Origin of the sequence: Vibrio sp. 14G-20 (assembly GCF_026241515.1) — a bacterium.
In the GTDB taxonomy this organism is placed as follows: domain Bacteria; phylum Pseudomonadota; class Gammaproteobacteria; order Enterobacterales; family Vibrionaceae; genus Vibrio.
On sequence record NZ_JAPHPW010000004.1, the window covers coordinates 240,497 to 266,086 of the forward strand.

Below are 25,590 nucleotides of genomic sequence, written 5' to 3' on the forward strand. Positions count from 1 at the left end.
AGGCAGCGTAGCTAGCCGAAAAGCTCAAAGTGAATCTATCGGCTTATAGCTCTAGAAAGCTAGACGAGATAGAGATAGAGATAGAGATAGAGATAGAGATAGAGATAGAGATAAGAATAAAGGGAATAGTTTTAACGCAGTTTAAAATTAGACGTCACATACAAAAAGACCACGCTAGGCGTGGTCTATTGCTTGGCTACTTCTCGATTTTAATATTTTCGACACGGGCCTTTAGTTTTTGTCCCGGTCTAAAAGTAACAACACGTCGAGCAGAGATTGGAATGTCTTCACCAGTTTTCGGGTTACGACCAGGTCGCTCGTTTTTCTCGCGAAGATCAAAATTACCAAAACCAGACAGTTTTACCTGTTCGCCATTTTCGAGCGCTTTACGAACTTCTTCGAAAAACACTTCCACCGTTTCCTTGGCATCCCGCTTGCTGTATCCGAGTGTCTCAAACAGGTTCTCAGCCAAATCGGCCTTCGTGAGTGCCATAAAACTTTCCTCAAAGCTATGTTAAACATTGCTACCATCGCCAGTAGCGCCAAAGCATTTACCCTATTCAATCAATGAGATAAGGTCATTTACAAGGAAAGTGTATGCCAAGCTTCTGATTTTCGCCAACTTTTTTATCCTAACTATTTAATTATTCTTTCAAATCAGAAAGATAACTCACTTAAAATTTCACACATATAGCTAAAAACCATCTAATCCATAGCTACCAAATGGAATTATACTCCACACAAACACCACAATACAGAATTTAAAACTTTAGCGATCTAAATAATAATTTTTGAGACTTTTCTCTGATACCCAATAAAATCAGCCACTTGATTTGATATGAGACTCAACAGAGGTTACTAAATAAGCGTTATTAAATATGAGATTTGTATCATTTCAGAATTTAATTCGAATTCACTTATAATAACCCATGTTCTTTTAGGCTTTTAATCAGTAATTCAATCATTATAGGAAAGCTTCTTTGGCACAACATGCAAATGGTGGGCAATAAATAGCTCATGTTCGTCTATGTGCATCTACGAGGTACGCACCAAAAGAGAGATCCCACCTAAAAGATTCTTGAAGTAAAAGTTCGTTTCTTGAAATTGATTGTTATGTTATAACATATCTGTATTATCACTAATTTTGTGGATTGAATGAGAGACATCGAAGCGATCATTGAGCACGTAAAACAAGGCTGTAAAACAAACGGAAAACAGTTTACCGCTAAGAGACTGTTGATACTGCGAGCACTGGTTCATGCCGACAAAGCTCTGTCTGCGTATGAAATCGTTGAATACTGTAAGGAACACTTTGATCAACACGTTCAAGCGATGTCGGTTTATCGAGTGTTGGAGTTCCTAGAAGAGCACCACTTAGCGCATAAACTGAAAGTCTCCAATAAGTTCATACTTTGCGACCATATTCTTTGCGAACATGAACATGGCATCCCCCAATTTTTGATCTGCTCCAAGTGCGACAAGATCAGCGAGCAAACCATCCACCCTGCCATTATTCGTGACCTTCAATCTCATGCTAAACAAGAAGGCTTCACCGTTGTTAGCCCTCAGTTAGAGATAAGCTGTGTGTGCGACGAATGTGCGAACCAAAATGAGCCCGCTTCCACTCAATGATGCTCCTACTCTCTTAAACACTCTCAACAGTATTAGCCCTATCAACAAGGAGAAAGTGAACCGCTATGTCTGCAACACTCATCAAGAATGCCCGTTTGGTCAATGAAGGCATCATTACCGAATCGGATCTATTGATCATTAACCAGCGAATAGAAAGAATAGCCAACAACATCGAACCAAAGCCAGATGATGAGATTATTGACGCTCAAGGTTGCTACCTCCTTCCTGGAATGATTGACGACCAAGTCCATTTTCGCGAACCGGGATTAACACACAAAGGCTCAATCGCCACTGAGTCACGAGCTGCGGTTGCAGGCGGTATTACCAGCTATATGGAGATGCCAAACGTAAACCCTGCTACAACGACCATTGAAGCCTTAGAAAGAAAGTTTGATATTGCAGCACAAAGCTCGTTAGCAAATTACTCGTTTTATCTCGGAGCAACCGAAGACAATCTCGAACAAATTAAACGTCTCGACCCAACCAAGCACTGCGGTGTAAAGGTGTTTATGGGCGCTTCAACGGGCAACCTGTTGGTTGAAGATCCTCAAGCACTCAATGCCATATTCCGTGATTCTCCCGTCCTAATTGTCACTCACTGTGAAAGCGGGCCTGTTATCGCGAAAAACCAAGAACAATTAAGAAAAGAGAAAGCGGTTTTCACGATTGAAGATCACCCCATTCTAAGAGATGACAAAGCTTGTTATGCCTCTTCTTCCTATGCGATTGAGCTAGCCAAAAAACACAACAGTCAACTTCATGTGCTGCACATCACGACAGAAAAAGAACTCGCTCAGTTTGAAGCCGGCCCCATTCAGGGAAAACGTATTACCGCAGAAGCGTGTGTCCATCACCTATGGTTTAGCAATAAAGATTACGCAACGCTCGGTAACCAAATTAAGTGCAACCCTGCCGTCAAATACCCTAGTGATAGAGACGCTCTATTAGCAGCATTGAGCACGGGCCAAATCGACATCATCGCGACAGATCACGCGCCACATACATGGGAAGAGAAACAAGTTCCTTACGAACAAGCACCTGCAGGATTACCTCTGGTACAACATGCCCTGTTGAGCCTATTTGACCACGTACGCACTGGAACCTTAACTGTCGTTCAGGTGGTCGAGAAAACCGCACATAACCCAGCGATCCGTTATGCGATACAGGAACGCGGCTATATCCGTGAGGGCTACTTCGCCGATTTAGTATTAGTCGATCCACAGACACCAACTCTAGTCAGCCATGACAACAGCTTGTATCAATGTGGGTGGTCACCGTTCGCAGGGCACGAATTCTCTGCTCAGATAAAACACACATGGGTCAATGGTGCCAAGGTTTATAGCAATCCAGAATCCCCTGATAACCAAAATACGCATATCGCTGATGCACCAAAAGAAATATCGAGTGACATGGTCACTCCAGCAATGAGGCTGTCATTCGAGCGCTAGTTCAGCAGTTATTACCATCAATAAAAAGAAATCAATATGTTAAGAAGAAATCCAAGCGGTCATATGCCAGAAGTATCGGAGACCGCTTTCATTGACCCGACCGCCATCATCTGCGGCAAGGTCATCATTGAAGACAACGTGTTTATTGGCCCTTACGCTGTGATTCGAGCTGACGAGGTCAACGAACAAGGTGACATGGAAGCCATTGTGATTAAGCGCGACACCAACATTCAAGATGGTGTGGTTATTCACTCTAAAGCTGGCGCTGCCGTCACTATTGGTGAACGCTCATCCATCGCTCACCGATCGATCATTCATGGTCCTTGTAAGGTCTGTGATGACGTATTTATTGGCTTCAACTCAGTCGTCTTTAATGCGGTGATTGGCAAAGGTTGTGTGATTCGCCATAACTGTGTGGTGGACGGACACGACTTACCTGAGAACTTCCATGTACCACCAATGACTAACATCGGTTCAGGGTTTGATTTGAACAATATCTCAAAAGTACCACCCGAGTATTCTGCATTTTCAGAGTCCGTTGTTTCGGCAAACCATACCCTTGTGCAAGGTTATAGGAGAATTGCCAATGAGCTCTGATAAAAAGCCTCTCTTGGGTATTCCAACCAATATCATTACCGGCTTTCTCGGCGTAGGTAAAACGACCGCAATTCTCAATCTAATGAAGAATAAACCCGCAGATGAAAACTGGGCTATTTTGGTGAACGAATTTGGAGAAATCGGCGTAGACGGCAGTTTGATCCAAGGGAACGACAACAAACAACAAGTGTTTATCCGAGAAGTGCCTGGCGGCTGTATGTGTTGCGCGGCTGGTTTGCCGATGCAAATCGCACTGAATCAACTACTGTCTGAGGCGAAACCAGACCGCTTATTGATCGAGCCGACCGGGCTTGGTCATCCTAAGGAAGTGCTAGAAGTCTTGTCTTCAGAGCACTATCGTAAGGTGTTGTCACTACAAAAGAACGTCACTTTGGTCGATGCCCGTAAGCTTTCTGACACACGCTACTCTGAACACGATACCTTCAATCAGCAAATCACCATTGCCGATACTATCGTGGGTAATAAAGTCGATCTGTACAAAAGTGGCGATGCAGAAAAACTGGCTGAGTACGTCGCGCAGGTTTGTCACCCAGACACCAAACTCATATTTGCCCATCACGGTAAGATCCCTTCTGACGAGTTTGATGGAAACACCAACTTTTACCATCATCAAGCTCATGGGCACCATCATCACCATCATCATAAGGAAGACAAGCCACTCGCTTCAGAATTACCGATGCCAGAAAGCGGCATGATCAAAGCGACCAACCAAGGTGAAGGTTTTGAAAGTGTTGGTTGGCGATTCGCGGCTGATAAACTGTTCGATCGCCAGCAATTGCTTAAGGTATTAGTTGGACTCAAAGCCGAACGAATGAAAGCGGTGTTCATCACTCAAAGCGGCATCTTTGGTTACAACCTAACGGAAGATGGCCTAACAGAGTGTGAGTTAGATGAGTGCAATGAAACCAGAATAGAAGTCATTGGTTATAGCATCGACAACGATCTAGAAAACCAATTGTTGGCGTGTCAGATCTAACCAGAACTGGTTAATTCTCCCGCTCCCTAAAATCAAAACCCTATGAATTGATACATTCATAGGGCTTTTTAACTAATCCGTTATAGGTTCAAAACGCTAGTTCACTGAGACCAAGCGCTTGTCGGCCAGTGCCATAGCAATGTTGGCTTTAGCGTAAGCACTTTCATTAATGAAATGTGGATAGATGTCTTGTTCACGCTCCCAGTAAATATCATAGCCAAAGAAAGTCGCCAGTATCGGCTCACCTTGCTTCACTACCTCGAAATTTCGACCACAGATCGCTGGATGCACAGTAGCAACACGCATACCGTCTGGGCCAAGCGGAACATTCACCTCTTCAACATAAAAGAAAGCATCGTAGTCTTCTAACGCTTGTACTTGGTTGAGGTTGTGCTTCTCAACGTAATCAAGAACCATGGTCAGCATCTGCTTCATCAGTTTAAGAGTATCGAATTTAAGTGAGCCATGTGCCTGAGCGCCAACTTCAATCATTACTCCACACTTCCCAGCAGTACAAAGGTAAGGCTGCTCATCCCAAGGCTTTCTATCTTCAAACAGAATATTGGCTTCAGGCATTCGTTGTTTCACATACGCACCCATTTTCTGATAGAAAGCATCATTGGAAAGCAAGATTAATGTCGCCCCCATATTGCTGGTCGTGTTGTGTAAATCCACAATCAGTTGTTGTTCTTTGCTTACGTGTCTATCTATAAACTGTCGCGCCACTGTGTATTCAGCTAAACCAGCAGTGTCGTCGTGGTTAGCATTAGAGAACTGACGGTTTAGGTCCGTATCAAGGTATCGTACGTTCTGCTCTACCGCTTTAGGGTTTGCGATAACTGAATTCGTAGAGAATGTCGAACGATCGGCGGCATACATACGCTCTTTAATGAGTTTGTTTAAGTAGATTCCAGAAAGCTCGTTACCGTGAGCTCCGGCAACCAGTAAGACTTGATTGATGTTATCCATGTAATTGATTTCCAAGTATCGAAAGTGCAAGTCGCCCTTGCATTTTTGTTACGATATAACATAACAACAATATACCAGTTTCTCCAGAAGACTTAACGAGCAAGCATCAGATAATTCCAAGGAACCACAAGAACGCTAGACCGTAACGATATTTCACCTCGAAATATACACATGAAAAGGCCCCGCGATTGCGAGGCCTTATTTCATTAATCAACACTGTAGCTTCAATGATTAGTTTACATTGCGCTTCTTTACCGCGAACGACATCATGATTGTTTGGCGAGTTTCCCTTCCGCTTCTTTGTCATCTACTGTTTTTGAGGTCGCTGCCTTCGCAGGTTTCACGATTAAGCCAATCCCAACTAAAAACAGCACCGATGCAACCACTTGGGCGACTGACAATACTTCGTCATACATAAAGTAACCGCTGATCAATGCGAAGATTGGTACTAGTAAGGTTAATGGTGCGGTCGTGCTTAACGGATATTGGATTAACAACTTATTCCACACCCAGTAACCAAACAATGTGGTTGGGTAAGCCTGAAACAACACAGCAATCGTTGTGTTCCAATCCCATTGTTCAATCCCCTGCCAGATGATTTGCTCACCGTGTAACATCACAGCAAACAACACCAACGGCACTGGCGCAAACAACATTCCCCATACATTGAATGCAAAAGCCTGCTTAGTTTTAGATGCCTTAACAATTACGCCCATTAGTGTCCAACTGCACGCCGCAATCATAATCAAGACAACACCATTAACGGTGACATTACTCTTTGCCGCCGAGACTAAGACCGCAAGTGCACACATAGCTAACAGAGCACCCATTAACTTACGAACCGACGCACTTTCTTTGAAAACCCATACCCCAACGGCCATACCGATTAATACGTTGGTAGAAAGCAATACCGACGACAACCCTGATGAGAGTCCTGCTGTTATTGACCATGAAGCCATACCCCAAATACCCACACCAAACACGAAGCCATAACTCACTAAATAGCGCCACGCGACATTCGGTCTGGCTACAAAAAATATCACTGGAATCACCGCTAGCGAGAAACGCGCAGCCGTTGCCAACAAAGGATGCACATTGGTCACACCCATTTTTATCATCGAGAAATTGAATCCCCATATTGCCATCACGAACACCGCTAACAACAAATCATTTCTTTTCATACTGACCCCTCCTATGTTTTGAAAGAGTATCCCTTGAACAATAAAACCGGTACAGATACAATTTTTACAATAAAAACCAGTACAGTTAACAACGGTCGTGACCATGAGCATCTACAGAAAACTTGCGAATCAGTTCATTGATGAGATTGAAACCGGGAAAAGGCCAGAGGGTGGGCGCATGCCTTCGCTTCGTCAATTAGCTAAACAGCAAGCCATCAGCATGTCGACCGTAGTAAGCTGTTACCAAGAGTTAGAATCACAGGGTTGGATTCACTCTCGCCCGCAAGCGGGGTATTTTGTCTCACCTCACAAGCCTGTTCATTCAACGCCTGAGTGGGCACAGTTTGAGAGTAAAGTTTCCAAAGTTAGACAAACTTCATCGACTCACAACTCAATCAATGGACCTTTAGGAGTCTCTAGCACCACCAATGATGAACAATCGATTGTTGAGCTAGAACGCAGCTTCCGCCGTTCTATCAAACGTATGGGCGACAGGCTTAATCACTACCCTGATACACAGGGCGAGCCGATGTTAAGACAAGCTTTGTCCACCCACTTTGCCAAGCTTGATATCCACTTTTCACTTGAAGATATGGTGATCACTGCAGGCTGCATGTCGGCGATTAAAGCCGCTCTCGAATCCTGTACCAAAGAAGGCGATACCATTGCCATCAGTTCTCCTTGCTTCAACGGTATTTTGGAGTTGCTCGGCAAGATGTCACGCCAGATCATCGAGATCCCGTCTTTGGATGACGGTATCGACCTAAAACAACTGGAAGCACATCTGAAAAACAAACGTGTGAATGCCGCTATCTTCTGTACCTCTCATATGAACCCTCAAGGGATCAATATGTCTGCCAGCCAAAAGCAGAAATTGGCGGCACTGGCGAATGAATATCGAGTACCGATCATCGAAGACGATGTGTATTTGGAGTTGTCATACTCATCACACACGCCACTGCCAGCGAAATACTACGACAAAGGCGGATACGTGTTGTGGTGTGGGTCGGTATCGAAAAGCCTTTCACCCAGTTATCGTTTAGGCTGGTGTTTACCAGGAAGGTACATAGACGAGTACAAGGCTCAGTTTTCTGCTGCGAGTTATGGTGTTGCCCTGCCGACTCAACTTGCGGTTGCTGACTTTATCGAGTCTGGCCAATACGCCAAACACGTTAGAAGAAGGTGTACACAGATCCTCTCTTTGCGTCAGCAATACCTCAGCTATTTAGCCCAACACCTTCCTAAGGATGTGAAGATCAGTAACCCACAAGGTGGCATGGTGCTTTGGCTACAAATACCCAATCTAAATCAACAAACTTTTACTCAAGCGGTAGCTGATCAAAACCTTGATATCAGGCTTGGCCATCTGTTCAGCACTCTTGATCTCTATAGTAACTGTCTACGCATCAATTTTGGTTATTCGTTAGAGGAGGAAGCTAAGCAGCAGTTAGATGACTTGATTAGGCTTATCCACCAATGCGTGAACGGTTAGCCTGACCTAATCCAATTTACTCATAATAAGCACGCATTAGTTGTTTGAGTTCGACTTTATCATGGCCGTCTTTGATGGCTTTTGTTCATAACTTTTTCATAGCTATTTGTCATAAAGGAAGAGGCTATTATTCCGATTTAACCTAGGCTAAAGCCCCAAACCGTAAGGAAATCCATTCGCCTCAAAACCCTTAAATGCTGAGTTTGCAAGCACCCACAAAATTATGCAACTTGGCTAATGACACATCACTTTTTATCTTCAATATACAGCCGTCAGCGCTGGCGTTATCCTGTATTTGAAGAGAACTATTATGAGTGATAAAACCAAAAACAAACCATTACCTTCCTTTATTGAAGAACGCTTGAGCTTCTATATTCAAGACCTAATTACCCAGAACCAAAGCCAAAAACACTTGGTATTGGGTAAACGTCCATCGCGCGACGCCGTTGTCTTGCAAAGCAATGATTATTTGTCTTTGTCGCACAACAAAGCAATCCAACAAGCTCACCAAGCTGCGATCTGTGAGCACGATGACAACGTCGTGATGTCTGCGATTTTCTTACAAGATGCAGACTCTAAACCTGCGTTTGAAACCGAACTCGCGAACTATGTTGGAATGGAAAGTTGCCTACTTTCTCAGTCTGGTTGGGCAGCCAATATTGGGTTGCTTCAAACGATCTGTCCGCCAAATACGCCTGTGTATATCGACTTCTTTGCACACATGTCGCTATGGGAAGGTATTCGCGCGGCGGGTGCGACGGCTCACCCATTTATGCATAACAATATGAGTCATTTACGTAAGCAACTGGAACGTCATGGTTCCGGTGTGATTGTTGTCGACTCGGTTTACAGCACCATCGGTACCATTGCCCCGCTCCGCGACATCTACGAAATGGCGCATGAGTTTGACTGCGCTGTTATCGTCGATGAATCGCACTCATTAGGAACGCACGGTGAAAAAGGTGCAGGCTTGGTGCAAGCTCTCGGGCTCAATGACCGAGTCGACTTTATCACGGTCAGCTTAGCCAAAACCTTCGCTTATCGTGCAGGCGCGATCCTTGGGCCCAAACAGCTATCCGATACTTTGCCGTTTGTCGCTTATCCCGCCATTTTTAGCTCAACTGTGTTGCCGCAAGAGGTGATTCGTTTAGAGAAAACATTGGAGGTGATTAAAGGTGCAGATGACAAACGAGAAACCCTGTTTAAGCGAGCACAATCGCTCATTACGGGTTTAAAGCGGATCGGCTTTAACATCCGTAGTGAATCTCAAATCGTCTCGCTAGAGTGCGGTAATGAAAGAAATACAGAGCGAGTACGCGATTTCCTTGAAGAGCGGGATGTGTTCGGCGCAGTGTTCTGCCGTCCAGCGACGGGTAAGAATAAGAACATCATCCGATTTTCAGTGAATGCTGACATGACGCTACGAGACATTGACCATGTGCTCACGGTTTGTCACGAGGCGTACCATCACCCAGAGTTAGAATTCGTGTAACTCTGTACGCACAAATTCTATAACTAACGGCAGGACTGAATGGACGCTATCATGTCGCGATACAAAAAGAGCCCAGCAATTCGCTGAGCTCTTTCTTGAATCCATGCCTACCCAATACCCCTGTACTTCAGACTGTTACATCCACTAAATCCATGCCTACCCAATACCCCTGTACTTCAGACTGTTACATCCACTAAATCCAGTGAGCTATTTTATCGAACAGTCGGTTTTTATCTGCGGGCTTGACGATGAAATCAGACATGCCTGATGATTCCATTTTCTCCAAAGTGACCGGCGAACTGTCACCGGTATGGGCAATAATCGGTACAGAAGAGTATGCCTTGTTGGCACTTCGAATTCGGCGGGATGCTTCCACACCATCCATGATTGGCATTTCGATATCCATGAGAATCAAGTCAATATCATCATTATCCAAAGCGTCTAATGCTTGTTGGCCATCCTCTTTCTGCACAACATCAAACCCCTGTTTTTCCAATAACATCGCAGTAAATCGGCGTAGAGATTCGTTGTCATCCACCACCATGATCGTACGCTTATTCGTAGCCTCTAGCGGTTTTACCGGCACAGACGGCATCACGTAATTGGAATCAAACAGTAAACGATCGATGGTCGCTTTGGTATTGAGTAGCCAAACTTGTGTTTCCACCCAAATAGGCTCGAAAGAAACGTTACGTACACGCCTAATCGGATGATGCTCATAAAGGTAAATGATTCGAGCTTCGGTAAACGAAAGCAGTGACTCAATTCTCTCCAAACAGCTAACTCGTAGATCCAAGCTCTCCATATCCACGAATACCAAATCAAATTCGAACTGATATTCCTTATTTTTAAGCGCAGAGGCGACATCCATAATAGTGACGTCAAAGCCCATAAAACGCGACATCTCGGTCATTTTACTGGTCAGAACCTTCTGGTCACTGATCATCACTACAGTCTTTAACTTAGTCAGTTCGCTCTTAATTTCTTCCACTGAATTGGATGTCAGAGATGGGAACGTCATCGTGAACTGCGTCCATTGTTCCACTTCCGACTGACATTTAATTTCGCCACCAAATGAGCGCATTACCTTCTGACAGAAGGGCAAACCTAAACCGTAATTACCCGATTGGCCTGTGGTGTAGAAATCTTGGAAGATGCGGCGAATCACATCGCTTGATATGCCAGATCCGTTATCCGTCACCATGATTTGATTGGTTACTTCATCACTGCACATCGTGACATGAATATGGAAATCTTCAGGGCTGCGATGATGGAATGCGTTCTTGAACAGGTTATACATCACATACTTCAACAAGGTATCGCTGCCTAAGAAGTCAAAGCCGCTTTGTACGTCTAAAGAGATTGCAGATTTATCGGCTGCGCGCTTGTAGTTAAAGCTGACTATCGAATCCTCAACGACCGCTTGCGCCGAATGCTTTTTAAAGGTCGAGCGAGATACACGATTTTCATCAATTGAAGTCAGTAGCAGATCAATCGTTTCGTTACCGGAATGAATGATCTCCATCGCTTCATCACCCACTTCTCGCAACTGGATAACGTCTTCATTGCTCAGCGCATATTGCCCTTTATGGTCGCCACTTTTAGGGTTCGGCAGTATGGATTGTATGACATCTATCGAGGTCAATAAACCACTTAACGGGTTTCGCATCTCATGGGCAATACCGGCACCAAAAGACTTCGCCAGTGACACCTTATTTTCATGTTCCATCTGATTACGGAAGTAGAATAAGTTACCGAATAAGTAGATAAACAAAAAGATTGGCACATGCGTCCAATCCATTGTGAGCTCTAGGTAGAAACCTTGTGCCACCCAAGCACATAACGTCGCAATTCCGATTCCGGCAAAAGTTTGAGCGAACATAACTTTAGTGACGTGCACCAACAAAATATGCAGGAATATAGCCGACATGAAAGACATGACCCAAACGTTGGACCAATTGTTCATCAGCAACATATAAAAGAAGAAACCCGGCAAACAGATAGTTACAGCGACTTGATAATAAGCCGGAAGGTATTTTCGCCATTCAAATGGGACGCGATTGCGAAATATAATGCCAAAAAACAATACCGAACACGCTAGACGCAGCGGTAGGTTTTCATAAGGTTGAGGGAACAAAAATTCCCACACAATGTAGTAAATGGGAAAGCCGACAAAGCCCATCCAACCCACGAGGGTAAGGTTTGGTTCTGCGTACTGGTAAACTTTACGAATCGCGTTCATACGAATTACTTTGTTCTCTAAGCCCTGACGTTTATCAATTCTATGATTTAGTTTTTATACTTATAATTTGGCGCCGATTATATTACACATCACCTCCGAGCAGTGAGGTTTCAATCAAATATGTATTAACGCTTTTGTTTTAATTATTGACTAGGTGAATGAAGTCTCAGTTTTATATTCTAATTCAGACACTAAACCTGAGTTCCTAAGATTTGTCCGCTAGCGTTTACACCAATTACCCCTCTTACTTACCATTATGTCACTGTAACGCGATGCATCTTTCTTGGGGTATCGCCGTAATCAATCACCGCATAATGTTGAGTGACTCTATTATCCCATATCGCCATTGAGCCTTTGCCCCATTTAAAACGAACTTGAAACTCGGGACGTCGTGCAATTTCAAACAGTTGGCAGAGCAACTCATCACTTTCTTGACGAGGCAGTTCGTTGATATAGCGAGTAAACTGCTCATTGATATAAAGCGTTTCCTTTCCTGTTTCAGGATGAATTTGAACAACGGGGTGAACCACTGGCGGATTCTCCTGTGCTGTTTTAATTAAGGATTTGTGCCAATCAAGCTCAATTTGATCTGACTCTATACCTTCAAAAGCCACCAGCGAGTGAGTCGCTGATAAGCCTCTCAGTTTTGTTTTCATATCTTCATTTAGAGATTCAAAAACCGCCGTCATAGAACACCAGATCGTATCACCACCGACGCTTGGAATGTGTTGAGCATGTAACAGGGAAGCTTTCGACGGCAAGCTGCGCCACGTTAAGTCGGTATGCCAATAACTTTCCATTGGCGCATTGCCTCGGGTTGTTTCAATCAGGCTCACCTGAGGCGCACTTTCCACATGAGGGAAGAAAGGATGTACAGGCTCTAACGTTCCAAAACGTTCTGCAATCTCCAAGTGTTGTTCTGGAGACAAAGTCTGCCCGTCGAGAAAGATCACTTGATGGGTAATAAGTGCCTGATACACCTTATCGAGTTCATCAGCACCGCAGGCCGAAAGACCTAATCCGTAGATGCGAGCGCCGATGTGAGGAGTAATGGGTTCTATTTTCAACATACTTTCGCTTTTTGGTGATATTGAGTTGCGGGGCTGATCTGGCTATTAAGCAAATCTGACTACTAACGAGTAAACCGGGAAAATGCAGATTTTCTTTCCCACTTGAAATAGAAAATCTCTTCTCCGAAACAAAAAAAGAGCCCCTAAGCTGGAGCTCTTTTTGTTTTTTGATACTTCCTGTATCCATAGACAAGTCCAATCTGTAGTACTTTCACTGAAAGCCAGATCATCGATATCTCCAGTTGTGTATCACCAATAAATCTAGCATACAATCTTCAAACTGTTCTGCGACACAACCGAGATTATCAACTCTAGTGCCAAACCATCTCGCCGCTCAGCACTTTCGCACCCAGTTCTAGGTCGCCTTCCGTCGCCTTGAATTGTGGGTATGCTTTCTTCATGTAATCACTGATATCAACAGACGTTGGCTTACTTGTACTTACCAGCGCATCTTCGATGTCAGCAACGTAATCCAATGTAAATTGAACGCCACTTGTACCCGTTGGCATTTCACCTAAATAGTGACCCGGAATCACCACCTCTGGCTCAAGAGCTTTCATACGCTCTAACGATTGTAACCACTGGCTACGAATCTCTTTCGATGCGGTATCTGCCATCCATACATGCACACCGCTATACACCGACACGCCACCAAATACGGTTTTTTCAGACGGAACCCATAGGTAAGCTTGGTGTGTGTTTATCTCTTTCACTTCGATGGTTTCACCTTCGATGTTCAACGTGGTGTCGTTAAGCACGGTTGGGACAATGACTTTAGACGGGGCGTTGTCTTCTAAGATTGGGCCCCAGTACTCTAGCTTTGCATCTTTAGTACGCTTGATGTGGGCAACGATCGCTTCACTGGCAACGACCTCAACGTTTGGAAATGCCGCAACAATCGGTTCTAAGCCAAAGTAGAAATCTGGGTCGCCACTGCTGATGTAAACCATCGATAGCTCTTTGCCTGTGGCTTTGATTTGCTCCACCAGCTTTTGCCCATCTGCGACGCTAAATTGTGTATCAAACAGAATCACTTCTTTCTCTCCCGAAACCAGTACAGAGGTTGCTGGGAATATCGCATTTTCACCCGGATTGTAATGAGTGATGTTTAGCTCAGCAGCAGAGACAATACTCGATGCCGCTAGCATGGCTCCTAAACTCATTGATCCTAAAAGCGCGGTTCTTGATAAAAGGATTTTAGATAACTTTTTCATAGCTTTATTCCGTTATTAAGAGCTGAACGCCTGCCAACTCATTGAGTGTGCAAATATCTTATTTGATTGGAATTAGATAAAATAGACATCAAATTAACTTTAACTGTTGCGGTTTTCGGACATATACTGAGATCTGTTTGACTCTCTAGGCAATAAAACAATGGATAAACTCGAGGCAATGAATGTCTTTGTCACCATCGTGGAACGTGGCAGTTTGAGCGCAGCGGCAGAGCACCTTGATCTCTCACGAACCAAGGTTACTCGCTATTTAGGTGAGTTAGAAACATGGATGGACACACGCTTGCTTCACAGAACAACACGAAGCTTGAGTTTAACCAATGCGGGGAAAGAGACGCTTGAAGTCGCGCGAGAGCTGCTTGCCCTTGAGGCGTCGTTAGCAGGTATCAGAAATCAAAGCCGCGAGCACTTAAAAGGCCAACTGCGTATTACCGCGAGTTATTCGATTGTCGACAGTTTCTTGATGGACGTGATCAGTCGCTTCATCGCCAAATGGCCAGAGGTTTCTATCGACATTATCTCGACTGATCAAACCGTCAATCTGGTTGAGTCACGCATTGATTTGGCCATTCGCATAACCAATGAACTCACGCCTAACATTGTTGCCAAGCAGTTAGGTGATTGTCGCTCAGTAATATGCGCATCGCCCCAATACCTAAAAGCGAAAGGAACGCCACAAAGCGTGCAAGATCTGGCGCACCACAACTGTTTATCGTTCAGTTACTTTGGCAAATCCGCTTGGACATTCAATGGCCCCAATGGACTCGAATCGGTTCCAATTAAAGGGAATATCAGTGCGAATACCTCAGAGGTTCTGCTTTCTGCCACCTTGAAAGGTAACGGGATCTGCTTACTACCCTTTCCTTCAGTGGAAGGCTTAATAGAAAACGGATTATTGGTGCCTCTGCTCTCCGAATGGAAACCTAAAACGCTGGGTGTACACGCGGTTTACGGAACGCGCAAACAAGTCACACCGTTGTTAAGAGCCTTTATCGACCATTTATCTGACGAGATGGAACATTCGACAAGTTGGTAGAAATACAATGCCATCAATAAAGAGGAAAACTTCTCATTAGCAAAACTGATGCAGAATTAAAATTATTAATTTTACTTAACTACCAGTTACTTCTATCGTGACTGCATACATCTTCAATAAGCTTATTAACGCAGGGAAACTGACTATGACTGCCATTACCGACCTAGACGTCCTACTGAAATCCATGTCACCAGAATTAATCGACGGGAATTATGTTTTTTGTACTGTCGACGGAGCGTTAGCAGACTATGTTCAGCTCAATCCAATCTCGACTTTTCGTGAGAAAGAAGGTTTAACGCTAGTTCTTGAAGAAGACGTTGCGAGCAAAGCTCAGCTAGACTTCGACGGTGTGTTTAACCTTATCACTTTATCGGTACACTCAAGTCTTGAAGCCGTTGGATTAACGGCTGCATTTGCGACAAAACTTGGCTCATACGGCATTAGCGCTAACGTTGTTGCAGGTTACTATCACGACCACATCTTCGTTCAAACAGACAAAGCAGAAGCTGCAATGAGTGCGCTGAAAGAGTTTTCAGAAACTGACTAATTAAGAGTTCGATTACTCACAAATACAAAAAAAGCGACGTAATCTACGTCGCTTTGCTTATTGCTTACCGCGCACTCACTGATCAGGCATCAGTGAGTGAACCAGTTAAGCAAGCTTAAAAGTCGCCACTTTGTCACTTAAGCCAGCGGCTTGACTCTTAAGTTCGTTCGACTCAGTTAAGCTGTCCTGTGCGCCCACAACTAAGTGGTCAGTAACATCTTTAATGGTCGTAATATTTTGGGTAATTTCACCCGTCACGTGTGTTTGCTCTTCAGCAGCCGTCGCAATTTGAGTCGCCATATCACTAATCAAAGCCACCGCCGAGTTGATCTCTTCAAGCGCATGCGAAGCTCTGTCGGCATCTTCTACTGAATGTACCGCCAGTTTAGAACTGCTCTGCATCAAATCAACCGCTTGAGCTGTCGTGCGCTGTAGGATATCAATCGTTGATTTGATCTCTTCCGTTGAAGAGTGAGTACGCTGCGAAAGCACACGTACTTCATCAGCAACCACAGCAAAGCCACGACCTTGTTCACCAGCACGAGCCGCTTCAATCGCAGCATTCAAAGCAAGTAAGTTGGTTTGCTCTGCGATGCCTTGGATTGTCGCTAATACTGTCGAGATCTCTTGAGCATGCTTGTTAAGTTCGCTAATCACACTACCCGCTTCGTTCACTTCATTGGCTAGGTTATTGATTGAACCTTTGGTATCCAAAACCAGAGCGTGACCGCTGTTAGTGCTTGTCGCTGAATCTTGCGCCGCTTTTGCTGTTTGCTCGGCATGCGATGCAATCTCTTGCGTTGCACTCGCCATTTCCGTTACAGCCGTCGCGACCATGGTGATTTCTTGCTGTTGATGATTAAGCTCATCCACCGAACGGTTTGCACGCTGAGCACTTTGCTCTGACTGACTGTTTAGCTGTTCTGACTGCCCACGAATATGGCCAATTAACTGCTGTAAACTCCCAACAAAGGTATTGAAGTTATGAGCCAGTTCGCCCACTTCATCTTGGTTTTCAACATGAATGCGTTGAGTTAAATCACCGCTACCATTCGCGATTTGCGCCAGTGCTTGAGAAACGTGGTTCAACGGGCGGAATAGAATCGTACACAGCAAGTTAAACAATATGGTACATACGACCACCACAAGTAGCGTCACCAACACTTGACCAATCACTGCATCAAATAGTGGCGCAACCAATGAATCATGATTAACAACGCTCACAGTAATCAAGCTCGTTCCATCAATCGTACGTGCGTACAGAACATAGTCGCTACCATTCAGGTCAATAGCCGTATCTTTACCACTCGCTAGTGCCTTTTGTACATCCGCAAAATCTAACCCAAGTGAGTTGATGTTTTTGTTCAGTAACTTGGTGTCAGGGTGCGTATAAACCGTGCCTTTATTGGTCGCGATGAACATGTAACCTTCACCCGGAAGAATCACTTGCTCTAGGCTATTAAGAATGTCGGTAATTTCAACATCCGCACCTAACACAACCTGCTGACCATGTAATTGCATGGCAGTACCCAGCGACACAACATTCGCCCCAGTTGCAGCTGCAACCGTTGGATTATCCATGAACACCTTACTTGGGTTCGCAACCGCATTGGTGTACCAGCCCCACAAACGAGGATCATCATTGCCCGGCGGAAGCACGACTCCATTCGCGTTCTTTTGCGAACCGTCAGGAAACGCCAAGAAGACATTATCAAAAGACGCAGAATCACGAACCTGTTTTAGGTGAGTCTCCAAGCTTTCTTGTTTGGATTCTTTCGAAAGAGAAGTAAGCGCACGCTCTTTGGATAAGATCCAATCCGATACATATTGATTGTACGAAGCCGATGCGCCCTCTAAGCGCTGTTCAACTTCAGTATCCAACCGTTGCAGTGAAGCACGAAAAGACAATGCCTCGACCAAAATCCCCCCCAGGATAATGGCCATACTGGCTGAAATCGCCAGTTTATTTTTAAGCGAGAGTTTCTTGAACATAGGAAACCTATAATTTGGAAGTAAAAAGACCGTGGCGAACAAATTGGTTGCCAAATCGGTTTGCAAGCGGGATATATTTTACGCTTTAAAATAAATTAATAAACCGATGAGGGACTGAATTATTGATATATGTGAGCAAGTGCACTCATCGTAACCCATTGATTTAAAGAATGGTAAACTCTAAATCTTGAATTAACACGCTAATTAAGGTCGGCTGATGGGTGTCTTTATTTGGGAATAATAACGGCACAGATCGCGCTATGCCGTTAGCTCATTTAGATAGGTATTTTAATGTGTTGAACACCTGAAAAGAAACAGATAGCAAACTAAATAGTCAAAAGTTGATCAGCCAAAGTCCAACGTTAACAGCAATCGTGTCTCGTCAGATGAAGTGACTGGTGAACGATGCACAAGACCTGCATTTTCGTTGCCACTCCAGCGCTCCCCTTTTAGTAATGCTACATCACCACTCAAGAGCTGTTGGATATCTGACTCATGATTGTATAAGCCTGATGCTGAATCTGCCTGTCCGTTTGATCCTCGCCCTAGCTTAGAACGGTCGACTAAGTCGTTTGGCAACCATTGAGTGGCAACACCATGATAAGTGGTCACCAAGCGGCAAGGCACTTGATCAAAATGGAAACGTGGGCACATCGCTTTATTCAGAACGGCTAAACGCAATCCGACGTCTTCAAGCTCGAACAAACAACAGAACATATCCACCAACTCCGCCATGTTTTCTAATAACGCTTTAGAGGCGGTGCCATCAGTGGCAAATTCCAATTTATCGAAAGCATTTTCAGGTGACACGTTAACAGACTTACTAAAGTTTGGATTCAAGGCGATAAATTCACTGATTGCCGCCGTTATACCTTCATCAAACTGTCGCTGCCATACCGCCATATTAATATCGCTTTGGTAGATATCCGTTAATACCGTCGGCTGATCAGAAACGCTAAAACCTGACTTGTGATTCGCCTGATCCTTGATATTCACAACTGAACTAATGTTGAGTGTCTGGTTATTATTACTTGCCAAAGGCTTGGTTAACAACGCATTCATTACGTCGTCTCCTTGATACATGCTTATCGCTTCCCTCCTACCAACACAATAACGATTCTAAGTAAGAGCGATTTTTAGTTATGTTATAACATAACTAAAAATAAGCAAGTCACATACCCGATCATGATTCCAGAAATACAGCGACGCCCTTCTTTGCCTGCGGTAATTTTTCGAATGCTGAACTAAGCTTCTATCAATCACTCTTTCCCAAAAGCCATTTTAAAGACGCACGACTCAGAACTTAAACTTGTGAATTCATCAATCCGGTGACAACTTATGAAAAAACTAATTTCTACATTCGGCCTCTTATGTACCGTTATCTCCGCTCAATCTTTTGCAGAAACGGGCTACACATTAGATCCCAAGCTATCGAACATTACATTCGCGACCATTAAAAAGCAGTTTGTTGTTGAGCCCGCATCCATCAAACCCATGTCTGGAGGGCTTACCGAAGAGGGGCAGTTTTCAATAGTATTGGACTTGAAAAGCGTCAGCACCGGTGTCGCTATCCGCGACCAGAGGCTCAATGAGCTTTACTTTGAATCAATGACTTTTCCTGAAGTGAAGATATCTGGGAAGGTTGAACCGTCAATGCTATCCGGAGACCCTAAGAGAACAACAATAGCAGCGGAAGTTACTTTACACGGCGTAACCAAAACGATCGATTTTCCTGTTGTGGTGGTTCCATCCTCAGGATTTATCATGGTTAGCTCAGCCTCGACAATTATCGTCAACGGTGCCGATTTTGGGATATCGACAGAGAATCTAAACAAACTTTCGGCAACCGTGGGGGGATTAGCGATTTCCGACAAGATCCCTTTAAGCTTTAACCTACTTTTCGACCAGTAAAGGATTTATAACTCTTCTTTAAACCCACCTCATTTCACATTCATCAATCGTTTAGATCGGCGAATGTGAGTGAGAGTACACAACATTACAATAACCTCGTCGGCTTCGGACTTAGGTTTGAATAAACTCGACCAAAACTTCCACTCAATTTCCCCCAAGCCGGTCGGATAAACATCCCTCACAAAGTATGGAATTGAGCGTGAGATAAGCTCAGAGATGTCGTTGATGTCACATGTCGTTACACAGCATGACGCCTTAAGGCTTTACATCTTGGGCGAGGTAAACAACAATCCCTGAGAATAAATCCATAACATAATGTATTTAGAAATTATGAGTAGCACAGAAAACAAAAAATCGAATCCTCTTTTCGAAGTCGTGTTTAACGTCTTTCTTCCTTCATTCATCTTAATGAAGTTCAGTGGAGAGGAACACCTTGGAACAGGCTTAGCACTACTTGTCGCCCTTGCTTTCCCTATCGCTTACGGCGGTATGGAGTTAATCCGCAATAAGAAGTTCAACTTCATCGCGGCGCTTGGCTTTGTCAGCGTGCTATTAACGGGCGGTATTGGTTTCTTCGAACTAGACACTCGTTGGTTAGCACTAAAAGAAGCATTAATCCCTGGCCTAATTGGTTTGGCGGTTCTTGGCTCAACCTTCACCCGCTACCCGTTTATCCAAAAAGTTATCTTCACACCGGCTCTGTTAAACATCTCTCTTATTGAAGAGCGCCTAAAGCAGTTCGGTAACCAAGCAAAGTTTGATCGTTGCCTAATGACATCGAACTACCTATTCGCCAGTACCTTCGCTTTCTCTTCTGCGATGAACTACTTCCTTGCGACTTGGATTGTGACTAGCCCAGCGGGCACGGTAGCCTTCAATGAAGAATTAGGTAAGCTGACACTATACAGTTACCCTGCTATCGCCATCCCAAGCCTTCTAATGATGCTGGGTATCTTCTACTACATCTGGCGTCAAGTTCGCGACATGACTTCGCTAGAGACAGAACAAATCTTTATTACTAAGTAGTTTTCGTGGCTTTAGCTTTTAAATAGAGAGCCGCTTCAAATACTAGATTGCATCGATACCAAAAGCTCAGCATTGCCGCTGAGCTTTTTTGTTTATAATCTCCACTTCGCAAGTCCAACGGCATTACCTTTGATTGCCCTTCCATACAACCAGGACATTTTTGGCCACAGATCTCACGAGATCGATTTAAATCCATAATAATCAATGAATTCCATTGATTGAGCCGGCAGATGCTTTTATAGTCAATTCTGTTGGTTACTTTACAAAGCTCTACCCAACCACTGACAATATTTCAGTTGCCGTTGATAAGATCGCATAAGCTAGGTGCTAAAGGTAGACGCCAGCCGTACTCAATAAGGAATATAGATTGTGAACAAATCTCAATTAGTTGAACACATCGCGACTTCTGCAGACATCTCAAAAGACCAGGCAGGCATGGCGCTCAATGCGCTTGTTGAAGGTATCTCTACTTCGCTTGCTAACGGTGATGACGTATCGATCCTTGGATTTGGTAGCTTTAAAGTTAACTCTCGCGCCGCTCGAACTGGTCGCAACCCGCGTACCGGAGAAGAGATTCAAATTGCAGCGTCAAAAACGCCAGCATTTAAAGCAGGTAAAGCACTGAAAGAGACGTGCAACCTGTAATATAAAAAATACAAGGAAGGTTACGATGACGACTAAGGAAAAAGCGAAAACGAGTCGAAGCAAAAAAGCAGGCAAGTCGACTAAAGCGCAAGCCGAAACGCCTAAAACTCGTCAACGCATTGAAGAGCTTCTCGAAGAGCGTGAATTGGCCAAACTGTTAGAATTATAGTTTCGGTAAAAATACAGTTTGAACAAAGTGATAGTTTGTTATCGTTTTAATGCCACTGCAGGTCTGTAGTGGCATTTTTTAGTTTTAGAACAACCCCATTACATCAATTCCCCTCTCCCTTTCCAAAAACGAAATTTTAGCTTACTGGCTTTTGGCTGATATCGCGTTGACGGTTACGTTTGAGAAGCGCATGATTTTATTTCGAGCAGAATAGTTGTTTAACGTGTTAACTGTGTAATCGTCCCATAACTCATTCTGTGCAACGTACTCAATTGAATGGCAGGTCACATGAATAAAATTGTTATGTTAGTAATGGGGCTGCTTTTTACCAGTCGATTGTTTGCCAGTATTGTGCCGCATGTTGGTCAACTTGAGCATGATGCACCTATTCTCCTTCGTTCGGCATTGATTGTGGGTGTTGCGGCTTACGCGGTTTGGAGTGCATTCAAATACTTCAAAAAGACCAAGGCCTCAGGTTCAGATCAACTGTAACGGCGAAAGTCCAAAAGCTTTTGAATAGGCCTTTAATTTCGATTACTGGTCGGCAAAATAATCGACCAAGATTTTACGCCACTTTCGTGATTCACGAATCTTCAACAGTGCACGGTTAATCTCTTCTTCGTACACGTTATTTTCAGTGATGATAAAGCCATAATTCTGCTTTTCTAACTGATACGGCAACACTTCCAGATCTTCAAACTGCCCGCTTACTCTACCATTACCGATCATATATTTGAGCACCACATCATCGGCGACAATCGCTTCAACTTCGCCTTCCTCTAAAGCCGCTAGAAGCCTTGGCATATCAACATAACTCTTGTGTCGAATACCGAAGCTTGTGAGCATCAAAGAAGACGTCGTGGCAACCTTTGCACCCACCTCCACATTCGCAAGATCATTCACACCTTCAATATGGGAAGCGCCTTGGCTGAGCGTCAGTTTACTGGCTAATACAGCGGTAATACTTGCTATGAAAAGCATACTAAACACGCCAATGAATACCGTGGCAATTCGTCCAGTTAAGCTCTTAAACTCAAAGTAATTGAATGGACCTCGAGTGATAAAAAGCAAGCCCATGATAAAGCTTTCCAACAAACGTCCCGTTCGGCTTTTCATCGAGTAGAGCTTTTCATTCTCGCCATGCTCCAATAGGTAAAAAAACGCGCCTATTAAACCAGCGACAAAAACGACGGCGCCAATGATCAGCCACAACGCGGGATTGAAGAAAATGGCGTGTAAAGTTTGCAGGTAGCCCTGTTTCTTAACAGCAATAGCGAGGTGAGTTTCGTAAAAAGAATGAGAAAAGTCGGCAAACAACTCTCGCTCTGGAGTGATTGAAATACAAGATACACCCACATCAATTTGATCGCTTTCGATCGAGTTGAGTAAGTCATCTAAGCGGTGGGTCTCTAGCGTGTACTCAACGTCCATCTCTTTGGCGATCTGCTCCCAGAGCTCGACACTCAGGCCACTCCACTCGCCTTCCATAGAACTGATGACAAAAGGAGGACATGGATAAACGCCGACTTTAAGCGGGTCGGAAGATGCATAACTACTGAAGAATGGAAAAAGGAAAACGATTGATAGAGCACAATATTGAAATATCGATTTGAAGAATTTTGGCATCAGCAGCCCTCCGAAAAAAGGCAGTGATGAATTGAATCGAGTTCGAGAAAGCTCGCTCCAATGAATGCATTCAAGCGTGCTCAGGAAACTAAAAGGTGGATAATGAATTCAATACTGCCCTAGCTTTAATAGTTGTAACTTTAACTATAGAGAACCCTATTTATTGTGCAAAAGAATGGGCTCACAAAATGCCTTTTAGCGACTGAGAATTGAGAGTTGAGAGTTGAGAGTTTTAAGCGTTGAAATTTCAAGCTTAGAACCGATAGAACAAAAGGGAAAACATGACACAAATTTAATGTAAAAAAACACGAATTGTTATAATATAACATCACACTAAATAACCATCATCCCTCATGAAACAGCTATTTATTCTAATCGATGTCATCAATCGCCTCTTCTCACACTATGTAAGCCGTTTCGCGACATGCTTTCGCTCTATCAAGAGCTTGACTCTTGGCCTAGCAGTATTGTTTTTTGCGCCAAATCTATATGCCCACCCTCACTCTTGGATAGAGATGAAAACTCATATTGAGGGAGAGAATGGCATGATCACTGGTCTTTCTATGGAATGGTCTTTTGACGCAATGACATCTATGTACATGTTGGATGGAGAAGACGTATCTGCCGATACAGAAGCTGAGACATTCAAAAAGCTCGCTGCGTCTGTTATTGAAAACATGATGTACGAGCACTACTTCACGTACTTTTATGATGGAGAAGAGCCCATCAAATATCAGGTGGTTGAGAACGCAAAGTTTGAGCGTGATAAAGCCAAGATGGTTCTAACATTTGACCTACCACTTTCTAAACCAAAACCAGTGACACGAGACTCGCTTCGCGTATTGATTTTTGACCCTAGTTACTTTGTCGACATGTCATGGCTATCCAATAGCGACGTGACCTTGTCACCTGAACTCGCGAGACAATGCCAGTTAGAGTTAATCGAACCTAACCCAACTCCAGAACAGATGAGTTATGCGATGTCTTTACCTGTCGATGCTGATCCAGATAACACGCTAGGCCAACTGTTTACACAATCGGTTGAGCTTCACTGTGCTGCGGTTCCCGCTTCTTAGTCGCAGTGTTTCATTTCAGCCATTAAGTAAGCGTCTAGCTGATTAAGCATTGCAGCTAACTAACAGAAAGATTTCAGATATAGGTTATTGTTAAATGAAAAAAAATCAATCAAAACTCAATCACTATCTCATTGGTGCTGGTGCTTTCGTGCTTATTGCTATTGGGGCATATCAATTGTGGTCTATGTGGCCATCGTTAGTTATCTCTAGCATCCAATGGCAAAGAGAAGTCAATTCAGAGCTTGCAGATTTACTCTATGAAGCTAAATCGAATCCTTGGGGCGCAGGCAGTTACCTTATCGGATTCAGCTTTATCTATGGCATGCTTCATTCTCTAGGGCCTGGGCACGGCAAAGTTATCGTGTCTACTTACTTAGCAACTCACCCAACCAAAGCCAAAGCGAGTTTAGTGCTTACGATCGTCTCTGCTTTTTTACAAGCACTGGTCGCAATCGTATTGGTAAGCGTCTTGATCTGGGGCTTTAGTGCTTCCATGCGAGTCGTGAATGACAAAGCGAATATGTTCGTCTCATTAAGCTTTGCCTTAGTGGCGGTCGTCGGCGCACTTATATGCTGGAAAGCTTTAAAAAACATCTACACCACGATGCGTAAGCCTAAGCTGAAAGTGAAAACCATCACTACATTAGTTACTGATACGTCTTCACCAATTTCAGTCCAATCACCAATGGCGTTTCGCTCATCAGTATCTGCTGGCTCAATGATGTTGAACCCATCTAACGCATTACAACCTACAGAACACTCTCATGCAGATCATTCTCAAGCCGATTGTGGTTGCGGCCACCAGCATGTAGCCGATGCAGACGCAATAAACAAAGCTTCAACGCTCCGAGAATATGCGGGAATCATAGTGACGATTGGCGTAAGACCGTGCACCGGAGCAATCATGGTTCTGCTTTTCGCAAACATGGTTGGTCTATATTGGATGGGCGTACTGAGTGCCTTTGCGATGGCCGTGGGTACAGCATTGACAACCTCATTAATTGCAATGATGACGCTAACAGGCAAGCACTTAGTGAAGCGCTACTTGGCAGCTGGTAACAAAAACAGCAACGCCTCATTGAAAACCGCAGGTCATTATTTGCAACTCTTTGGCGGCATTTTGCTTGTGTTGATTGGCTTGTTATTAATGAATGGCCAAGACAGCGGCATGTCCCCTGTTTTCACTATGTAGCGCACAGTCGAGTAGCAA

24 protein-coding genes are annotated in these 25,590 nt (G+C 44.0%); 15 read left to right on the plus strand and 9 right to left on the minus strand.

What is annotated here, in order from left to right:
- Window positions 1-196 precede the first annotated feature (196 nt).
- Complete coding sequence (gene ihfA / locus OQJ75_RS05550) at window positions 197-493, minus strand: integration host factor subunit alpha (protein WP_004734853.1); 297 nt, start codon at window positions 491-493, stop codon at window positions 197-199.
- 662 nt (window positions 494-1,155) lie between these two features.
- On the opposite strand from ihfA, the gene OQJ75_RS05555 reads away from it, so the two are divergent.
- From OQJ75_RS05555 to OQJ75_RS05570, 4 genes are all read left to right on the plus strand, one after another.
- Window positions 1,156-1,632, plus strand: coding sequence for a Fur family transcriptional regulator (locus OQJ75_RS05555; protein WP_265971251.1), 477 nt, complete (start codon window positions 1,156-1,158; stop codon window positions 1,630-1,632).
- A gap of 65 nt (window positions 1,633-1,697) precedes the next feature.
- Window positions 1,698-3,080: a dihydroorotase gene (locus OQJ75_RS05560; RefSeq protein ID WP_265971249.1), complete on the plus strand. Its 1,383-nt coding sequence runs from the start codon at window positions 1,698-1,700 to the stop codon at window positions 3,078-3,080.
- 36 nt (window positions 3,081-3,116) lie between these two features.
- Window positions 3,117-3,677: a carbonate dehydratase gene (locus OQJ75_RS05565; protein ID WP_265971248.1), complete on the plus strand. Its 561-nt coding sequence runs from the start codon at window positions 3,117-3,119 to the stop codon at window positions 3,675-3,677.
- Window positions 3,667-4,674 carry a CobW family GTP-binding protein gene (locus tag OQJ75_RS05570; RefSeq protein ID WP_265971246.1) on the plus strand — a complete coding sequence of 336 codons (1,008 nt, stop codon included), beginning with the start codon at window positions 3,667-3,669 and terminating at the stop codon, window positions 4,672-4,674. The genes OQJ75_RS05565 and OQJ75_RS05570 overlap by 11 nt, the downstream gene beginning before the upstream one ends.
- Before the next feature lie 96 nt (window positions 4,675-4,770).
- On the opposite strand, the gene OQJ75_RS05575 is transcribed toward OQJ75_RS05570, so the two are convergent.
- Entirely contained in the window at window positions 4,771-5,643 is an 873-nt protein-coding gene (locus OQJ75_RS05575) for an aspartoacylase (protein ID WP_265971245.1), read from the minus strand.
- A gap of 266 nt (window positions 5,644-5,909) precedes the next feature.
- Window positions 5,910-6,824, minus strand: coding sequence for an EamA family transporter (locus OQJ75_RS05580; RefSeq protein ID WP_260810817.1), 915 nt, complete (start codon window positions 6,822-6,824; stop codon window positions 5,910-5,912).
- A 103-nt stretch (window positions 6,825-6,927) separates the two neighbouring features.
- Here OQJ75_RS05580 and OQJ75_RS05585 point away from each other — a divergent pair, with 103 nt between their 5' ends.
- Both OQJ75_RS05585 and cqsA read left to right on the plus strand, forming a co-directional pair.
- Window positions 6,928-8,316 carry a PLP-dependent aminotransferase family protein gene (locus tag OQJ75_RS05585; protein ID WP_260810816.1) on the plus strand — a complete coding sequence of 463 codons (1,389 nt, stop codon included), beginning with the start codon at window positions 6,928-6,930 and terminating at the stop codon, window positions 8,314-8,316.
- A gap of 310 nt (window positions 8,317-8,626) precedes the next feature.
- A complete protein-coding gene (gene cqsA / locus OQJ75_RS05590; protein ID WP_265971240.1) occupies window positions 8,627-9,808 on the plus strand; it encodes an alpha-hydroxyketone-type quorum-sensing autoinducer synthase in 1,182 nt (393 codons plus the stop codon).
- Between the two features lie 193 nt (window positions 9,809-10,001).
- Here the strand turns inward: cqsA and OQJ75_RS05595 are convergent, their stop codons facing one another.
- The 3 genes from OQJ75_RS05595 to OQJ75_RS05605 all read right to left on the minus strand — a co-directional run bounded on the left by OQJ75_RS05595 (window position 10,002) and on the right by OQJ75_RS05605 (window position 14,334).
- A complete protein-coding gene (locus tag OQJ75_RS05595) occupies window positions 10,002-12,050 on the minus strand; it encodes a response regulator (protein WP_265971238.1) in 2,049 nt (682 codons plus the stop codon).
- A gap of 254 nt (window positions 12,051-12,304) precedes the next feature.
- Entirely contained in the window at window positions 12,305-13,120 is an 816-nt protein-coding gene (locus OQJ75_RS05600; RefSeq protein ID WP_265971236.1) for a TauD/TfdA dioxygenase family protein, read from the minus strand.
- 311 nt (window positions 13,121-13,431) lie between these two features.
- Window positions 13,432-14,334: a Vmh family MBL fold metallo-hydrolase gene (locus OQJ75_RS05605; protein WP_265971234.1), complete on the minus strand. Its 903-nt coding sequence runs from the start codon at window positions 14,332-14,334 to the stop codon at window positions 13,432-13,434.
- A gap of 160 nt (window positions 14,335-14,494) precedes the next feature.
- Here OQJ75_RS05605 and OQJ75_RS05610 point away from each other — a divergent pair, with 160 nt between their 5' ends.
- Both OQJ75_RS05610 and OQJ75_RS05615 read left to right on the plus strand, forming a co-directional pair.
- Complete coding sequence (locus OQJ75_RS05610) at window positions 14,495-15,388, plus strand: LysR family transcriptional regulator (protein WP_265971232.1); 894 nt, start codon at window positions 14,495-14,497, stop codon at window positions 15,386-15,388.
- A gap of 145 nt (window positions 15,389-15,533) precedes the next feature.
- Entirely contained in the window at window positions 15,534-15,935 is a 402-nt protein-coding gene (locus tag OQJ75_RS05615; RefSeq protein ID WP_248387706.1) for an ACT domain-containing protein, read from the plus strand.
- Window positions 15,936-16,040: 105 nt separating this feature from the next.
- Here the strand turns inward: OQJ75_RS05615 and OQJ75_RS05620 are convergent, their stop codons facing one another.
- Both OQJ75_RS05620 and OQJ75_RS05625 read right to left on the minus strand, forming a co-directional pair.
- Window positions 16,041-17,927: a methyl-accepting chemotaxis protein gene (locus OQJ75_RS05620; protein ID WP_265971231.1), complete on the minus strand. Its 1,887-nt coding sequence runs from the start codon at window positions 17,925-17,927 to the stop codon at window positions 16,041-16,043.
- A gap of 345 nt (window positions 17,928-18,272) precedes the next feature.
- The gene (locus OQJ75_RS05625; RefSeq protein WP_265971622.1) at window positions 18,273-18,989 is read right to left on the minus strand and encodes a DUF1826 domain-containing protein; all 717 of its coding nucleotides are present in this window, start codon (window positions 18,987-18,989) and stop codon (window positions 18,273-18,275) included.
- Between the two features lie 276 nt (window positions 18,990-19,265).
- Between OQJ75_RS05625 and OQJ75_RS05630 the strand changes: the two genes are divergently transcribed.
- The 5 genes from OQJ75_RS05630 to OQJ75_RS05650 all read left to right on the plus strand — a co-directional run bounded on the left by OQJ75_RS05630 (window position 19,266) and on the right by OQJ75_RS05650 (window position 22,170).
- Complete coding sequence (locus OQJ75_RS05630) at window positions 19,266-19,838, plus strand: YceI family protein (RefSeq protein WP_265971229.1); 573 nt, start codon at window positions 19,266-19,268, stop codon at window positions 19,836-19,838.
- A 330-nt stretch (window positions 19,839-20,168) separates the two neighbouring features.
- Window positions 20,169-20,864: a VC0807 family protein gene (locus tag OQJ75_RS05635; RefSeq protein ID WP_248374709.1), complete on the plus strand. Its 696-nt coding sequence runs from the start codon at window positions 20,169-20,171 to the stop codon at window positions 20,862-20,864.
- Between the two features lie 369 nt (window positions 20,865-21,233).
- Window positions 21,234-21,509, plus strand: coding sequence for an HU family DNA-binding protein (locus OQJ75_RS05640; protein ID WP_248387710.1), 276 nt, complete (start codon window positions 21,234-21,236; stop codon window positions 21,507-21,509).
- A gap of 25 nt (window positions 21,510-21,534) precedes the next feature.
- On the plus strand, window positions 21,535-21,678 hold the full coding sequence (locus OQJ75_RS05645) for a hypothetical protein (RefSeq protein ID WP_017059112.1): 144 nt from the start codon (window positions 21,535-21,537) through the stop codon (window positions 21,676-21,678).
- 288 nt (window positions 21,679-21,966) lie between these two features.
- Window positions 21,967-22,170 (plus strand): hypothetical protein, encoded by a 204-nt coding sequence (locus OQJ75_RS05650; RefSeq protein ID WP_248374706.1) that lies wholly within the window; start codon window positions 21,967-21,969, stop codon window positions 22,168-22,170.
- Between the two features lie 42 nt (window positions 22,171-22,212).
- On the opposite strand, the gene OQJ75_RS05655 is transcribed toward OQJ75_RS05650, so the two are convergent.
- On the minus strand, window positions 22,213-23,304 hold the full coding sequence (locus tag OQJ75_RS05655) for a transporter substrate-binding domain-containing protein (protein ID WP_265971213.1): 1,092 nt from the start codon (window positions 23,302-23,304) through the stop codon (window positions 22,213-22,215).
- 353 nt (window positions 23,305-23,657) lie between these two features.
- Here OQJ75_RS05655 and OQJ75_RS05660 point away from each other — a divergent pair, with 353 nt between their 5' ends.
- Window positions 23,658-24,380 (plus strand): DUF1007 family protein, encoded by a 723-nt coding sequence (locus OQJ75_RS05660; protein ID WP_265971211.1) that lies wholly within the window; start codon window positions 23,658-23,660, stop codon window positions 24,378-24,380.
- Window positions 24,381-24,474: 94 nt separating this feature from the next.
- Window positions 24,475-25,572, plus strand: a complete 1,098-nt coding sequence (locus OQJ75_RS05665; protein WP_265971209.1) for a nickel/cobalt transporter — start codon at window positions 24,475-24,477, stop codon at window positions 25,570-25,572.
- Window positions 25,573-25,590: the final 18 nt, after the last annotated feature.

What these genes read in the sequence shown, in the direction of transcription:
- OQJ75_RS05610 (WP_265971232.1), top strand. Translation starts at nt 14,495, where the DNA reads ATGGATAAACTCGAGGCAATGAATGTCTTTGTCACCATCGTGGAACGT.
- OQJ75_RS05655 (WP_265971213.1), bottom strand. Translation starts at nt 23,304, where the DNA reads ATGCCAAAATTCTTCAAATCGATATTTCAATATTGTGCTCTATCAATC.
- OQJ75_RS05570 (WP_265971246.1), top strand. Translation starts at nt 3,667, where the DNA reads ATGAGCTCTGATAAAAAGCCTCTCTTGGGTATTCCAACCAATATCATT.
- OQJ75_RS05585 (WP_260810816.1), top strand. Translation starts at nt 6,928, where the DNA reads ATGAGCATCTACAGAAAACTTGCGAATCAGTTCATTGATGAGATTGAA.
- OQJ75_RS05630 (WP_265971229.1), top strand. Translation starts at nt 19,266, where the DNA reads ATGAAAAAACTAATTTCTACATTCGGCCTCTTATGTACCGTTATCTCC.
- OQJ75_RS05595 (WP_265971238.1), bottom strand. Translation starts at nt 12,050, where the DNA reads ATGAACGCGATTCGTAAAGTTTACCAGTACGCAGAACCAAACCTTACC.
- ihfA (WP_004734853.1), bottom strand. Translation starts at nt 493, where the DNA reads ATGGCACTCACGAAGGCCGATTTGGCTGAGAACCTGTTTGAGACACTC.
- OQJ75_RS05665 (WP_265971209.1), top strand. Translation starts at nt 24,475, where the DNA reads ATGAAAAAAAATCAATCAAAACTCAATCACTATCTCATTGGTGCTGGT.
- OQJ75_RS05635 (WP_248374709.1), top strand. Translation starts at nt 20,169, where the DNA reads ATGAGTAGCACAGAAAACAAAAAATCGAATCCTCTTTTCGAAGTCGTG.
- OQJ75_RS05575 (WP_265971245.1), bottom strand. Translation starts at nt 5,643, where the DNA reads ATGGATAACATCAATCAAGTCTTACTGGTTGCCGGAGCTCACGGTAAC.
- OQJ75_RS05660 (WP_265971211.1), top strand. Translation starts at nt 23,658, where the DNA reads ATGAAACAGCTATTTATTCTAATCGATGTCATCAATCGCCTCTTCTCA.
- OQJ75_RS05605 (WP_265971234.1), bottom strand. Translation starts at nt 14,334, where the DNA reads ATGAAAAAGTTATCTAAAATCCTTTTATCAAGAACCGCGCTTTTAGGA.
- OQJ75_RS05565 (WP_265971248.1), top strand. Translation starts at nt 3,117, where the DNA reads ATGTTAAGAAGAAATCCAAGCGGTCATATGCCAGAAGTATCGGAGACC.
- OQJ75_RS05580 (WP_260810817.1), bottom strand. Translation starts at nt 6,824, where the DNA reads ATGAAAAGAAATGATTTGTTGTTAGCGGTGTTCGTGATGGCAATATGG.
- OQJ75_RS05645 (WP_017059112.1), top strand. Translation starts at nt 21,535, where the DNA reads ATGACGACTAAGGAAAAAGCGAAAACGAGTCGAAGCAAAAAAGCAGGC.
- OQJ75_RS05625 (WP_265971622.1), bottom strand. Translation starts at nt 18,989, where the DNA reads ATGAATGCGTTGTTAACCAAGCCTTTGGCAAGTAATAATAACCAGACA.
- OQJ75_RS05620 (WP_265971231.1), bottom strand. Translation starts at nt 17,927, where the DNA reads ATGTTCAAGAAACTCTCGCTTAAAAATAAACTGGCGATTTCAGCCAGT.
- OQJ75_RS05560 (WP_265971249.1), top strand. Translation starts at nt 1,698, where the DNA reads ATGTCTGCAACACTCATCAAGAATGCCCGTTTGGTCAATGAAGGCATC.
- OQJ75_RS05650 (WP_248374706.1), top strand. Translation starts at nt 21,967, where the DNA reads ATGAATAAAATTGTTATGTTAGTAATGGGGCTGCTTTTTACCAGTCGA.
- OQJ75_RS05555 (WP_265971251.1), top strand. Translation starts at nt 1,156, where the DNA reads ATGAGAGACATCGAAGCGATCATTGAGCACGTAAAACAAGGCTGTAAA.
- cqsA (WP_265971240.1), top strand. Translation starts at nt 8,627, where the DNA reads ATGAGTGATAAAACCAAAAACAAACCATTACCTTCCTTTATTGAAGAA.
- OQJ75_RS05615 (WP_248387706.1), top strand. Translation starts at nt 15,534, where the DNA reads ATGACTGCCATTACCGACCTAGACGTCCTACTGAAATCCATGTCACCA.
- OQJ75_RS05600 (WP_265971236.1), bottom strand. Translation starts at nt 13,120, where the DNA reads ATGTTGAAAATAGAACCCATTACTCCTCACATCGGCGCTCGCATCTAC.